Origin of the sequence: Neptunomonas sp. CHC150, assembly GCF_030397555.1 — a bacterium.
GTDB classification, from domain to species: Bacteria; Pseudomonadota; Gammaproteobacteria; order Pseudomonadales; family Balneatricaceae; genus Neptunomonas; species Neptunomonas phycophila.
Map to the genome: position 1 here is coordinate 196,387 of NZ_JAPNXU010000011.1, position 14,350 is coordinate 210,736.

The following is a 14,350-nucleotide window of genomic DNA, read 5'->3' on the forward strand; positions in this document are numbered from 1 at the left end:
ACCTAGGAATCATTTTTTGTTCATTTGCTGCTTGATCAAGTCACCAATAGTGGTCGGCCCTGCCGAATCGACACTTTGCTGCTGAACATTTTGCAATGCTTCGCGCTCTTGTTTTAACTCCATCTGTTTAACAGAAAGGTTAATTGTACGATTTTTGCTATCCATCGAGATGATAACAGCATCAACCTGATCACCTACTTTAACTTCGTTGGTCAGATCATCAGTACGCTCACGAGACCACTCAGTTACTCGTAAGCTTGCTTCAACCCCGTCGGCTATTTCTATCGTCGCCTGACGAGCATCCACTTCGGTTACGGTTCCTTTGACGATGTCACCTTTTTTATGCGCCGCCAAGTACTCTGCTAACGGGTCACCATTGAGCTGTTTGATACTCAGAGCGATACGTTCACGCTCGACATCAATAGAAACAACGACGGCTTCAACTTCGTCGCCTTTATTAAATTGTTTGACGGCTTCTTCGCCTGGAAGATCCCAAGACAAGTCAGATAAGTGAACCAACCCATCAATATTGCCATCCAAGCCTACAAAGACACCAAAATCGGTAATAGATTTAATTTTACCGGTAATTTTTTCGCCTTTTTGATGGCTTGCTGCAAACGCATCCCATGGATTTTGCTGGCACTGCTTCATGCCGAGCGAAATACGGCGGCGATCCGTATCGATGTCTAAGACCATGACTTCGACTTCTTGACCAACCTGCACCACTTTAGATGGGTGTACGTTTTTGTTGGTCCAATCCATTTCGGATACGTGAACTAGGCCTTCGATACCTTCAGCGATTTGCGCGAAACAGCCGTAATCCGTCAAGTTAGTCACTTTCGCGGTGGTTTTGTCACCCACGTTGAATTGCTTAACTTTTTCATCCCACGGGTCGGCTTTCAGTTGTTTAATGCCCAAAGACACGCGTGTTTTTTCGCGGTCATATTTGAGGACTTTAACGTCTATTTCGTCACCAACACTGAGTACTTCGCTTGGATGCTTAACACGCTTCCACGCAATATCGGTAATATGAAGCAAACCATCAATACCACCAAGGTCGATGAAAGCACCGTAGTCAGTGATATTCTTGACGATACCCTTAAGAACAATGCCCTCTTCTAGGGTTTCGAGTAGTTTTTCACGGTCAGCACTATTGAGCTCTTCCAGCACCGCTCGGCGAGAAACGACAATGTTATTGCGCTTAACGTCCAGCTTAACCAGTTTAAACTCAAGCTCTTTACCTTCGAGGTGTGAAGAGTCACGAAGCGGTCGAATATCTAACAGGGAACCCGGCAAGAATGCACTGACAGCGCCTACAGCGACAGTAAAACCACCACGCACTTTGCCCGTGATTTCACCTTTAATAATTTCGCCATTTTCGAAAGCAGTTTCAAGGACGGCCCACGCCTCAGCGCGTTTTGCTTTCTCACGAGAAAGCTGAGTTGCACCAAATCCGTCTTCTACACTTTCCAGTGCTACCTTAACCTCATCACCTACAGCAATAGTTAGCTCACCTTGCTCGTCGATGAATTGTTCCCTTGGTATAACGCCTTCTGATTTTAGACCTGCATTGACTATGACAAAATCATTTTCAATCGCGATTACAGTCCCAGTAACGATTGACCCAGGCGCCATATTCAACTCTTGCAGACTCTCTTCAAAGAGATCAGCAAAACTTTCGCTCATAATCCAACCATCCTCGCAACTCAGTTGCCCGTGTCTAGCCTGTTTTATCGCAGCCCTCGGTGGCGTGCCTCTTCTAGCACCGCGTCAAGAACTGCCTCTATTGTCATTTGAGTAGAATCCAAAATAATGGCGTCTTCTGCAGGCTTTAGCGGGGCTACTAGTCTGTTCATATCACGAGCATCCCTTGCTTGCAAATCAACCAATATACTTTCAACACTAGCACTGAGCCCCTTATTAATCAACTGGTTATAACGGCGCTGTGCGCGCTCTTCTACAGAGGCATCTAAATAAATTTTAAGACCCGCTTCTGGGAACACCACCGTACCCATATCTCGGCCATCAGCAATCAGCCCTGGCGCTTCGGCAAATGCTCGTTGGCGCTCCAATAAAGCGGCTCGTACAGAGCCAATTGAAGCGACGACCGACGCGTCGTTTCCGACATTTTCTTTACGGATAACTTTGGTGACATCTTCGCCTTCTAGAATCACCTGCACGTCGTCATCCCGGCTAACAAATTGCACATCTAAATGTGCGGCCAAGGTGACTAATGCCGTTTCATCTTCTAGGGCAACCCCATGATGACTAGCCGCTAACGCGGTTAAACGGTACAAAGCGCCACTATCGAGCAAGCGCCAATTTAAGTTTTCTGCCAGTAACCGACAGATGGTGCCTTTACCCGATCCACTTGGCCCATCGACTGTAATTACAGGTACTGGTTTGTAGTGAGACATCACGTCTCCTCCTTTTGTAAACGTAATCCTATTTTTTGTGCGATCTCTACAAAGTCAGGAAAAGAGCTCGCGACATGATCACACCCGGTAATAAGTACATCACCGTGTGCTTGGGAGCCGGCTATAGACAACGCCATTGCGATACGAGGATCGCCAAAACTATCGACCTTAGCTCCTATAAATTCTCCACCTGTTATCGATATTTGACCGTTTTTATTATCGATAACTATGCCCATTTTACGTAATCCATCCGTCATGGCTTGGACTCGATTTTGTTCTTTACCTCGCAGCTCGGCTGCCCCCTTAAGTAAGCTCTCACCTTGAGCGCACGCAGCGGCGACAAACACTAATGGTAGTTCGTCACTAAAGGCTGATAAACATTCTGCGGGGATGGCAATACCTTGTAACGGCGCATATTTTACATGGATATCAACCACTGGTTCGCCATTGAGATCCGCGGCATTAGTACAGTCAATATCAGCTCCCATTAGGCGTAAAATATCAATCAAACCTGAGCGCCCAGGGTTGATGCCTACCTGCTCAATCACGACATCCGAGTTAAAGGATATGGCCGCCGCAACGATAAAAAATGCCGCACATGACATATCACCGGGCACATTAAAATCGGCTGCTTTTAACGTCTGCCCAGGATTAATCGATACGGTGAGCCCATTACGCTGAACGTCTACACCAAAGTGCTGCAGCATTCGCTCGGTATGATCACGTGTCATGACTGGCTCTGTAATAGTTGTTTTACCTTGAGCGTATAACCCTGCCAGCAATAACCCCGATTTAACTTGAGCACTAGGGACCTGCATAGTGCAATCTATACCTTGCAGCGACTCTACCGCGTAAATATTTACTGGTGGTACTCCACCGTCTGCCGTATCAACCTGCGCTCCCATCATCCGGAGTGCTTGCGTGATGCGCACCATGGGTTTTGTCATAAGCAGGTCATCACCTAGTAGGCACGAGTCAAACTCTTGAGCGGCTAGTATTGCGCTGAGTAAACGCATACTAATATCCGAACTGCCCAAATATAAATCCCCCGGAGGCGGACATAACCCATGCAAGCCCACACCGTAAATTTTTACCTGCCCTTGGTGAGGCCCTTCGATAACCACGCCCATATCACGAAATGCCTGTAACGTAGCGAGGCTATCTTCACTTTCTAAAAAACCACGAATCAGGGTAACGCCTTCGGCGAGCGCTCCCATAATCACCGCCCGATGTGAGATAGATTTGTCACCAGGTACGCGGGTATTCCCTTGGATAGCCATCGCCTTTCGCACGCGGAAGGTTACGTGATCCTGATGACGGTTCAATGAATATGCACTTCGGGTCAGCATCCGGTTGAAATGCTCACGCGCGGCTTTTGCACGTGTAAAAACTCCCGTCATTGCTTGGCTATCCGTGTGCTCTATTGCCGTGCGCAATTCGGCTAAACCAGCCGTGAAGTTATCAATCTGGTTGAGCAGCTGCTGTTTATTGGCGATACAGATGTCATGCCACATGGTCGGATCGGAAGCGGCAATACGTGTAAAGTCGCGGAAACCTCCTGCGGCATAGCGGAAAATTTCAGTGCTATCCTGCTCACGAGCAAGTGTATCGACTAAAGAGAATGCCAATATATGCGGCAAATGACTGGTGGCTGCTAGCACTTCATCATGGCGTTCAACTGCCATTTGCAACACTTCGGCACCTGTTGCTTGCCACATACGCGCGACTTGCTGAACCGCACTTGGGTCTGATTCTGGTAGTGGTGTGAGGATGATTTTATGCTTTACAAAAAGCTGGTCGTCCGATGCGATAACACCGCTTTTTTCAGACCCTGCTATTGGATGCCCAGGAATAAAACCACTAGGAATAGTACCAAATACATCTCTTGCAGCGGCAACCACGTTCGCTTTAGTGCTACCCACATCTGTGATAATAGTATGAGATGATAACAATGGTTTGATTTGTTCAAGTACTTGATGAGTCGCCTTGACCGGAACGGCCAACACAATCAGGTCGGCAATAGGCACACATGCAGCGAGCTCGTTAAAGCCTTCATCTATGACATCTAACTCTAGGCCTTGGCGCACCTCATCAGGGCTCATATCAAAACCAGCTATTAGCGTCGCAAACTGCTTACGCTTCAGTGCTTTAGCTAATGAGCCACCAATAAGCCCTAAGCCAATTACAAGGATCCGATTAATCTTGTGGTAACTCACAACGAAGCTCCAACTGTAAACTGAAACACGCTAACGCCGACGAAGAAGGCAATTTTTGCTTCTTTGCCTTTAACACACCGCAACATCGTCTTAAATAACCGCTTTGGGATACGAGCCTAACAGCTTTAACTCCGTTGACTGCTGCTCTAATTCTGTTATCACGAGCTTAACATTGTCATCATCACAATGACCTTCAAAATCGATATAGAACAAGTAACTCCAAGCACCTTGTCCAGCCGGTCGCGTTTCAATACGGGTAAGGCTAATACCGTGACGATGAAATGGCTCTAACAAAGTATAAAGTGCGCCCGGCTTATTATGAGCGGCTAGCAGCAACGAGGTTTTATCATCACCACTAGGGCCTACATGCTGTTTCCCCAACACAAGAAAACGGGTGGTATTGTCGGGTGAGTCTTCGATATTACGTTCGATAATATCCAGGTCGTATAAATCTTGCGCCATGTCGCCTGCAATAGCCGCGGCACCTACTTCAGACATAACACGCTTTGCCCCTTGCGCATTTGAGCTAACAGCAATGTGCTCTGCATCGGGGTAATGGCTTTCTAGCCAACTGCGGCATTGCGCAAAAGATTCTTGATGGGCATAAATCTTAGTGATGGGCGTTGCGGTTTCATTTTTAGCAACCAGCAAGTGTTGATGGATACGCAGCTCTAATTCACCACAAATTTGTACATTATGGCGGCGGAATAAATCTAACGTGTGTGTAGCCATTCCTTCGGTTGAGTTTTCGATCGGCACAACGCCGTAGTTAGCAGCCCCGGCTTCAACTTCACGGAAAACATCATCCAGTAGATTCATGGGCGCACTGACTGCCGAGTGCCCAAAATGCTTAAAGGCCGCTTGTTGTGTAAAAGTGCCCTCAGGCCCTAAAAACGCCACACGCATTGGCTTTTCTAACGCTAAACACACCGACATTATCTCACGAAATAGCCGAGCCACTTCTTTTGCGGGAAGCGGCCCTTGGTTACGCTCCATGACTCGACGCAGTACTTGAGCTTCACGTTCTGGCCGATAAAAGACGGCGTCCTGCTTGCCTTCGAAAGACTCCTTCACCTCAGCGACTTCTTGCGCACATTCTGCACGTTTATTAAGAAGCACCTGAATCTCTTGGTCAATGGTATCAATCTTATCGCGCAGAACTCGCAGCGCTTTTTCTTGTTCAGTCATGGATCGACCTTTTTAATTATCCGTGTGTTCGTTCAAATTCATTCATAAATGCAATTAACGCATCAACCGCTTGCTCGTTGACCGCATTATAGATACTTGCGCGCATGCCTCCGACCGAACGGTGGCCTTGCAAGTTTAATAACCCTGCTTTTTCTGATTCAGCAATAAAGGTGCTATCCAGATTTGAATCCGCCAAGATAAATGGAACATTCATCCATGACTGATTACGCTTAACTACTGGGTTTGAGAAGAACTTACTGTCAGCAATTGCTTGGTATAGTTTTTCTGCTTTACGACGGTTAGCTACTTCCATAGCTTCAACGCCACCTTGTGCCTTTAACCACTTAAAGACAAGCCCGGTGAGATACCATGCTAACGTCGGAGGAGTATTATTCATGGATCCAGCCGCTGCGTGCACCGCGTAGTCATACATGGTTGGCGTGCCTGCTAAAGTGTCGCCTAGTAGATCTTCGCGCACGATAACAACGGTCAAACCGGCAGGTCCGATATTCTTTTGCGCACCCGCATAGATTAAGCCGAATTTAGAGACATCAAACGGGCGGGATAAGATATTAGAGGACATATCTGCCACTAACGGCACATCCCCTGTGTCCGGAATGTAATCAAACTCTACACCGCCAATAGTTTCGTTGGGGGTATAGTGCACATAGGCTGCGTCTGGATTGAACACCAATTCGTCTTGCGTAGGTGCAGAGGTGAACTGAGTAGACTCTGTTGTTGCTACTACATTAACATCGCAATAGCGCTTTGCTTCAGCAATGGCTTTTTTAGACCAGACCCCTGTATTGATATAATCAGCCGTTGTTTTACCACGCAATAAATTAAGCGGCACCATTGCAAACTGACTTGTTGCTCCGCCTTGCAAAAACAGTACTTTGTAATTGTCAGGGATGTGCATTAAATCACGTAGATCTTGCTCGGCTTGCGCGGCAACCGACATAAACTCATCGCTACGATGGCTCATCTCCATGATCGATAAACCACAACCGTGCCAATCAAGCATTTCTTGTTGGGCTGTTTTTAAAACTTCTTCAGGAAGAGCGGCTGGACCCGCACTGAAATTAAAATGACGGCTCATCTGTATCTCTCAATAATCAAATGCGAAGCATTGCATATAAGGTTGAACAACTCGGTCTTTATGTCACATTGAAGCTATGATACTGCATGAACGAGCCAAGCAAAGCACCCGTTAGCTTACCTCTAGCTTTTAGCTATTTTATAGCGATAGAGAAAGTGCGGCTATTGCCGCACTTTCTGTTTACCTCTTCGTTGTTAATGTGAGTAGTGAGTTACTCATCATCACCAGCGGTTTCGGCATCATCAACAGCTTCCGCATCAGCTACCTGAGCGCCACCTTCTTCAGGTGACTCTGCTGTGGCTGTGGCTGCATCAGCATCGACTTCTGCTGTTTCTTCGGGCTCTTCTGGTTCTTCGATACGCGCAAGGCTAACGAGGTTTTCATCGCTGGCGACCTTAATCAAAGTAACACCTTGAGTATTACGACCCAGCACCGAAATTTCTGAAGTGCGAGTCCGTACCATGGTGCCCTGATCACTGATCAGCATGACATCATCCCCTTCAAACACCTGAACTGCACCAGCAAGGTAGCCGTTACGTTCTGTGCACTGCATGCCGATAACACCCTGGTTACCACGGCCTTTACAGGGGAAATCTTCAACCGGTGTTTGCTTACCGTAACCACGGGCCGAAGCCGTTAATACGTTACCGCCAGCTTTTGGAATGATCAGTGAGATGACCACTGCATCATCCTTCATTTTTACACCTTTAACACCACGAGCCGTTCGACCCATAGGGCGCACATCTGATTCATGGAAGCGCGCCACTTTACCGGCGTTAGTGACCAGCATGATGTCGTCTTCACCTTCGGTAATCGCTGCGCCGATTAGGGCATCATCATCCAACAGATCAACCGCAATCAAACCCGATGAACGTGGACGAGAGAAATTAACCAATGATGTTTTCTTAACGATACCGCTCGCTGTTGCCATGAACACAAAACGGTCTTCGCTGTATTCATTAACAGGCAAAATAGTCGAAATGCGCTCACCTTCTACCAACGGAAGAATGTTAACGATAGGACGACCACGAGCAGTACGGCTAGCTTGAGGGATCTCGTAGACTTTCAGCCAATACACTTTACCCATGTTGGTAAAGCACAGGATGGTGTCATGAGTACTGGCTATTAATAGATGCTCGACAAAATCTTCGTCTTTAACCGCGGTTACCGAACGGCCTTTACCGCCACGACGTTGTGATTGGTAATCCGTTAGTGGCTGAGTTTTCGCATAACCACCATGAGAGATAGTAACAACCATGTCTTCTTCGGTAATTAAGTCTGCAACAGTCAAATCTTGGCGTGAAGCAATGATTTCGGTCTTGCGCTCGTCGCCATATTCTTCTGTTACCGCTTCTAACTCTTCACGAATCACTTCCATCAATCGAGTATAAGAACCCAGTATTTCAAGCAGCTCGGCAATTTTAACTAATAACTCTTTATATTCGCCGATCAGTTTTTCATGTTCTAAACCCGTCAGGCGATGCAAACGCAAATCGAGGATAGCCTGAGCCTGAACCGGTGACAAATAGTATTTGCTATCGTGCACACCATATTGTGGTTCTAGGTCATCTGGGCGGCATGCATCATCACCAGCCTGTTCAAGCATCGTGCTCACTGTGCCTAAATCCCACGCACGCGCAACTAAGCCTTCTTTAGCTTCGGCAGGCGTTGGTGATTGGCGAATCAGCTCGATAATCTCGTCGATATTGGCCAGCGCAATCGCTAAGCCTTCGAGTACGTGTCCACGCTCACGCGCTTTGCGCAGTTCGAAAACAGTACGACGGGTAACGACTTCACGACGGTGACGAATAAAGTTTTCGATCAACTCACGAAGGTTAAGAATTTTAGGCTGACCGTCAACTAACGCAACGATGTTGATACCAAATACGCCTTCCATTTGCGTTTGGGCAAACAAATTGTTGGCGATTACATCTGGCATTTCGCCACGACGAAGCTCGATCACAATACGCATGCCGTCTTTATCAGACTCATCACGTAGCTCAGTGATACCTTCTAGCTTCTTCTCTTTAACCAACTCGGCAATCTTTTCGATTAAGCGCGCTTTGTTAAGTTGATAAGGAATCTCGGTGACTACAATAGAAGCTTTACCACGGCTGTCTTCTTCAACATGGTACTTGGAGCGAATGTAAATACGACCGCGCCCTGTACGATACGCCAACAAAATACCAGCACGACCATTGATGATCGCACCTGTTGGAAAATCTGGCCCTGGAATATGCTCCATCAAGCCATCAACATCGATGTCAGGGTTTTCGATCATCGCCAAACAACCTGCAACGACTTCGCGCAAGTTATGTGGCGGGATATTCGTTGCCATGCCCACAGCGATACCTGATGAACCGTTAACCAACAGGTTAGGTACACGTGTGGGAAGGACATCAGGAATCAACTCGGTGCCATCATAGTTAGGCACAAAATCGACGGTTTCTTTCTCTAGATCCGCTAATAAGTCATGCGAGATCTTTTTCATGCGAATTTCGGTGTAACGCATAGCGGCGGCGGAGTCACCATCAACGGAACCGAAGTTCCCTTGACCATCCACAAGCGTATAGCGCATTGAGAAATCCTGCGCCATACGAACGATTGTATCGTAAACCGCACTATCACCATGCGGGTGGTATTTACCGATTACATCACCAACAACACGTGCCGATTTTTTGTACGGTTTGTTCCAATCGTTGCTCAGCTCGTTCATTGCAAACAGCACACGACGGTGAACAGGCTTTAACCCGTCACGTACGTCTGGCAATGCACGGCCGACGATAACACTCATAGCATAATCGAGATAAGATTGTTTCATCTCATCTTCGATATTTACTGGCAAAATTTCTTTGGCTAAATCACCCATGGGTTTCAGCTTTCCTTGATCCGGTCTGCTACAAAGCTCGCGACTGCACCTCGATACATGCCGTCTGCAGACGCCAGACTTTTTATAATTTAATCGAGATACTCGAGCCAGTTTTTAACCGGACGATTATACCAGACAAATATAAAAGTTTCCCGCAAAATGAATATGTTGGACTTGGTTTAAGCCGTTAAGCTGCAGTGATAGAATAAAGCTTGATGATTTTTTCTAGGAAAGACGCTTTTATGAGCCATTCAGCCTCGCAAGCCAACATAGATCCCGAAGAAATAGCTAAATTTGAAGCACTGGCCAGCCGCTGGTGGGACAGGGATAGCGAGTTTAAACCTCTGCACGATATCAATCCATTGCGCGTAGGCTACATTGATCGCATAGCTGATTTGGCTGGCAAGCAAGTATTAGATGTTGGCTGTGGCGGCGGAATCCTTTCGGAGTCGATGGCACACCGTGGCGCTACCGTTACAGGCATTGATATGGGTGAGGCTCCTTTAAAAGTAGCCAAGCTGCATGGCCTTGAAAGCGGGGTTAAAGTGTCTTACCAGCAAATCACAGCCGAAGAGATGGCGGCGCAGAACCTGCAAGCGTTTGACGTGGTAACCTGCATGGAAATGCTAGAGCACGTCCCCGATCCATCATCTATCGTTCGCGCTTGTGCCGCTATGGTTAAACCGGGTGGCTACGTGTTCTTTTCTACAATTAACAGAAACCCTAAAAGCTATTTATTTGCCATTCTTGGGGCCGAACGTATTTTAAAATTAGTACCTGCGGGCACACATGATCATAAAAAGTTTATCCGCCCGTCTGAGCTTGCTAATTGGACACGCTCCGCTTCTCTGAACACGCTAGATATTACCGGCATGACTTATAACGTACTGACACAGCAGTATCGCCTGGATACTAACGATGTTGATGTAAACTATATGATCGCCACGCAAAAGCTCGGCTAAGCCAGATGACCACGCCTACTCGCGCAGCCGTGTTGTTTGATTTAGATGGCACACTGCTTGATTCAGCTTTGGACTTTCATGCTATCGTCAATGCGCTTTTGATTGAACACAACCGCTCACCTGTCACGTATGAGTTCTTAAAAAGTGAAGTTTCTGAAGGTGCGCGGGCTATGCTATGCCATGCTTTTGCACTGCCGGCTGATGATGAGCTGATTGAAGCACTTTTAGTTGAGCTGCTTGCCCGCTATGAAACACAGGTCTGTGATCATGCAATGATGTTTCCTGGCATGGACGAGCTACTACTGCACTTAGAAGCTGCGGGTATCCCTTGGGGCATAGTCACCAACAAACCTCGACGCTTTTCTGAAACCATTCTTCATAAACTCGCACTGCATTCTCGCTGCTCAGTGCTTGTTTGCCCTGAAGATGTAACACACACAAAACCCGACCCTGAGTCTCTGTATTTAGCATGCAGACTCACACATACCTGCACCACAAGTAGCATTTATATTGGCGACCATTTACGGGATATCGATGCAGGAAATCGCGCCAACATGTTCACTATTGGTGCTTTATACGGCTATATTAGAGCTAACGAAAACACAGCGACATGGAATGCTGATCATTACGTCACGGATGTAGAGCAAATTTGGCCGGTTATACGAGAGCAAACGGGTCTCAATCTCTGCACATAAAACACGACATTTATGTAAGCTAAGAGTCAACCAGCAAAGGATTAATTTATGTTTGATTACCAAGCACCTGAGTCACTTCTTGCAGATCGCTATATTGTCGTTACAGGCGCTGGCGATGGAATAGGAAAAGCGGCCGCGATAGCTTATGCAAAACATGGCGCGACGGTTATTTTGCTGGGCAGAACTACTGAAAAACTCGAACAAGTTTATGATGAAATTGAGAATGCAGGCGGCCCCCAACCAGCCATTGTCCCGCTCAATCTAGAGACTGCAACCGAACACGATTACATTGAAATCACCAACATTATCGACCAAGAGTTTGGTCGCTTAGATGGCATTTTACATAACGCCAGCTTACTAGGCTTGCGCACCCCTCTTGAATCTTACGATCCGGTTACTTGGCAACAAGTGATGCAGGTAAATGTAAACGCGCCATTTTTACTTACCCAAACATTAATGCCGTTACTGCACCGCTCAGAAGACGCGTCTATCATTTTTACCTCGTCCAGTGTTGGACGCAAAGGACGTGCGTACTGGGGGGCTTACAGCGTCTCTAAATTTGCGACAGAAGGCATGATGCAAGTCATGGCCGATGAAGTCAGCTCAACCAGCAATATCCGAGTTAACTGCATTAACCCCGGCGCAACCCGCACCGCAATGCGTGCTTATGCTTACCCGGCAGAAGACCCAACGAATAACCCAACACCAGACGCCATTATGCCGTTATACCTTTACCTGATGGGGGCTGACAGCAAAAGCGTAAACGGCGAATCCATGGATGCACAAGCATAAGAACATCATTACCCATAACAGCAAAGCCATACGCTAGAAACTAAAAAGCAGCTTTAAAAGCTGCTTTTTTTAATGCTATCTATTACTTTGCATGCTTTGGCCCAACAGCATGACGAACTTGCTGACGCTTATAGCGTCGCTTATATGATTCACGCTCTAACGGCTTCATTTTTAGTTTCTGGCGTGGCGTAAGTTCCATTTGCGCACCTAATGCTTTTACTTCTTTAAGCGTTAGCTCTTTCCACGTACCCGCCTTTACATCACTTGGCAAAAAGATAGACCCGTAACGAACTCGTTTTAAGCGGCTAACCTGAAAACCTTGCGACTCCCACAAACGACGCACTTCACGGTTGCGACCTTCCATCACCACACAGTGATACCACTTATTGGCGCCTTCTCCATCAAAGAACTGCACATCAGAGAACTTTGCCATGCCATCATCTAGGAGCACGCCTTCTTTCATTTGGTTCATTTGTGCTTCGCTTACATCGCCCAAAACACGGACCGCATATTCGCGATCGATATTAGCAGACGGATGCATCATCGTATTAGCCAGCTCACCATCTGTCGTGAAAATAAGCAAACCCGTAGTGTTAATATCCAAACGACCAATCGCAATCCAGCGGCCCTGCTTAAGCGGTGGCAAGTGATCAAACACGGTAGGACGCCCTTCTGGGTCATGCCTTGTAGACACCTCACCCAGCGGCTTGTTGTAAATGAGTACACGGCGAGGGTTTTCAGCCTCAGACATTAAATTTGCCTCTTTGCCATCTACTACTACTTTATCTCGAGAGGTAACACGATCACCCAGCTTAGCTCGGGCGCCATTGACGGAGATTCTGCCCTCATCAATCCAGCGCTCCATCTCACGACGTGAGCCATAACCTGATCGCGCCAACACTTTTTGTAACTTTTCATCTGACATGTGACGCTTCCTGTAAAAAATAAAAAAGCCCCTCAGTAAACTGAGGAGCTTTTATTATAGATAAAAAACAGCGTTTACTTAATAGCAACCGCTTCTTTGTCTACACCATGCTTATCAAAGTAGGCTTGGAAAACAACCGGCGTACGGCCACGACCAGACCACTCGTGCGTATTACCTTCTTCATCAGTAATGCGGTATTTAGCTTCTACTTTCTTTTTAGGTGCTACTGAAATTAAATCTTGTAGATCGTTAAAATCTATACCTGCATCCTGCATGGTTTTACGGATCATTTCGATTTTTTCGTTCTTAGCTTGATTTTCTGCAGCAAGCTTTTGCTCTTCTTCCTGCTTTTCAGCCAAGATGTCCGTAAGATCTGCTATAACTTTTTCAACATCCGCTATTGATAGTTCTTGGCACTGCTTACGCAGCGAGTTTTTGCGTGTTAATACTTTTAAGATGTCAGACATTATATAACCCGATGGATTTTGGATTTAGATATACTTGAAGCCATTATCGTCAAAAAAAGATTAAATTCAAGAAAAGTAAATATAAAATTTATTTTTTATTTAAAAAAATCGACATCACCAGCACCTTCTCGAACAATTTCCGGTTCATCTTCTATTAAATTAATAACGGTTGTTGCTTCCATACCGCAATATCCACCATCAATAATGGCATCAATATTGTGTTGCAGTAGATCACGGATATCATAAGGGTCGGTCAAAGGCTCTGTTTCACCCGGCATAATTAAAGACGTACTCATAATAGGCTCACCTAAAACATCTAAAAGAGCATCAACAATTTTACTGTCGGGTATACGAATACCTATCGTTCTGCGCTTAGGGTGTAGCAAGCGGCGAGGCACTTCTGTGGTCGCTTTTAAAATAAAAGTATAAGCCCCTGGAGTATGCGCCTTAAGCAACCGGTAGATTTGATTATTAACTTTAGCATAAGTACCTATTGTACTTAGATCACGGCACACTAACGTAAAGTTATGTTTATCATCTAACTGACGCAAGCGTTTAATTTTCTCTAATGCCGACTTATCACCTAGATGACACCCTAATGCGTAACCGCAATCAGTTGGATAAACAATAACCCCACCTTGTTTAATGATATCAACAGCCTGCTGTATTAAGCGCTTTTGAGGATTATCAGGATGGATTTGAAATAACTGACTCATAAAC

12 protein-coding genes are annotated in these 14,350 nt (G+C 46.3%); 3 read left to right on the forward strand and 9 right to left on the reverse strand.

The window, feature by feature from the left end; translation table 11 throughout:
* Window positions 1–9: 9 nt before the first annotated feature.
* The 6 genes from rpsA to gyrA form a co-directional block, all read right to left on the reverse strand.
* The gene (gene rpsA, locus OW491_RS14885) at window positions 10–1,686 is read right to left on the reverse strand and encodes a 30S ribosomal protein S1 (RefSeq protein ID WP_290036705.1); all 1,677 of its coding nucleotides are present in this window, start codon (window positions 1,684–1,686) and stop codon (window positions 10–12) included.
* A 44-nt stretch (window positions 1,687–1,730) separates the two neighbouring features.
* A complete protein-coding gene (cmk, locus tag OW491_RS14890) occupies window positions 1,731–2,417 on the reverse strand; it encodes a (d)CMP kinase (RefSeq protein WP_277252900.1) in 687 nt (228 codons plus the stop codon).
* Window positions 2,417–4,633 (reverse strand): bifunctional prephenate dehydrogenase/3-phosphoshikimate 1-carboxyvinyltransferase, encoded by a 2,217-nt coding sequence (locus OW491_RS14895; protein ID WP_290036707.1) that lies wholly within the window; start codon window positions 4,631–4,633, stop codon window positions 2,417–2,419. The genes cmk and OW491_RS14895 overlap by 1 nt, the downstream gene beginning before the upstream one ends.
* 90 nt (window positions 4,634–4,723) lie before the next feature.
* Window positions 4,724–5,821 carry a prephenate dehydratase gene (gene pheA, locus OW491_RS14900; protein WP_290036709.1) on the reverse strand — a complete coding sequence of 366 codons (1,098 nt, stop codon included), beginning with the start codon at window positions 5,819–5,821 and terminating at the stop codon, window positions 4,724–4,726.
* 16 nt (window positions 5,822–5,837) lie between these two features.
* The gene (gene serC / locus OW491_RS14905; protein ID WP_075178721.1) at window positions 5,838–6,920 is read right to left on the reverse strand and encodes a 3-phosphoserine/phosphohydroxythreonine transaminase; all 1,083 of its coding nucleotides are present in this window, start codon (window positions 6,918–6,920) and stop codon (window positions 5,838–5,840) included.
* Window positions 6,921–7,131: 211 nt separating this feature from the next.
* Window positions 7,132–9,789, reverse strand: coding sequence for a DNA gyrase subunit A (gene gyrA, locus OW491_RS14910; protein ID WP_290036710.1), 2,658 nt, complete (start codon window positions 9,787–9,789; stop codon window positions 7,132–7,134).
* Between the two features lie 242 nt (window positions 9,790–10,031).
* Here gyrA and ubiG point away from each other — a divergent pair, with 242 nt between their 5' ends.
* From ubiG to OW491_RS14925, 3 genes are read left to right on the forward strand one after another with little or no spacing between them, the layout of a single operon-like run.
* On the forward strand, window positions 10,032–10,751 hold the full coding sequence (gene ubiG / locus OW491_RS14915; RefSeq protein ID WP_178968240.1) for a bifunctional 2-polyprenyl-6-hydroxyphenol methylase/3-demethylubiquinol 3-O-methyltransferase UbiG: 720 nt from the start codon (window positions 10,032–10,034) through the stop codon (window positions 10,749–10,751).
* Between the two features lie 5 nt (window positions 10,752–10,756).
* Window positions 10,757–11,446, forward strand: coding sequence for an HAD-IA family hydrolase (locus OW491_RS14920; protein ID WP_178968238.1), 690 nt, complete (start codon window positions 10,757–10,759; stop codon window positions 11,444–11,446).
* Window positions 11,447–11,494: 48 nt separating this feature from the next.
* Window positions 11,495–12,238, forward strand: coding sequence for a YciK family oxidoreductase (locus OW491_RS14925; protein WP_075178717.1), 744 nt, complete (start codon window positions 11,495–11,497; stop codon window positions 12,236–12,238).
* A gap of 82 nt (window positions 12,239–12,320) precedes the next feature.
* Here OW491_RS14925 and rluB read toward each other — a convergent pair whose 3' ends face one another.
* From rluB to OW491_RS14940, 3 genes are all read right to left on the reverse strand, one after another.
* Window positions 12,321–13,163: a 23S rRNA pseudouridine(2605) synthase RluB gene (gene rluB / locus OW491_RS14930; RefSeq protein WP_075171446.1), complete on the reverse strand. Its 843-nt coding sequence runs from the start codon at window positions 13,161–13,163 to the stop codon at window positions 12,321–12,323.
* Between the two features lie 74 nt (window positions 13,164–13,237).
* The gene (locus tag OW491_RS14935) at window positions 13,238–13,630 is read right to left on the reverse strand and encodes an H-NS family nucleoid-associated regulatory protein (RefSeq protein WP_075171445.1); all 393 of its coding nucleotides are present in this window, start codon (window positions 13,628–13,630) and stop codon (window positions 13,238–13,240) included.
* Between the two features lie 95 nt (window positions 13,631–13,725).
* The gene (locus tag OW491_RS14940; RefSeq protein ID WP_290036713.1) at window positions 13,726–14,346 is read right to left on the reverse strand and encodes an L-threonylcarbamoyladenylate synthase; all 621 of its coding nucleotides are present in this window, start codon (window positions 14,344–14,346) and stop codon (window positions 13,726–13,728) included.
* Window positions 14,347–14,350: the final 4 nt, after the last annotated feature.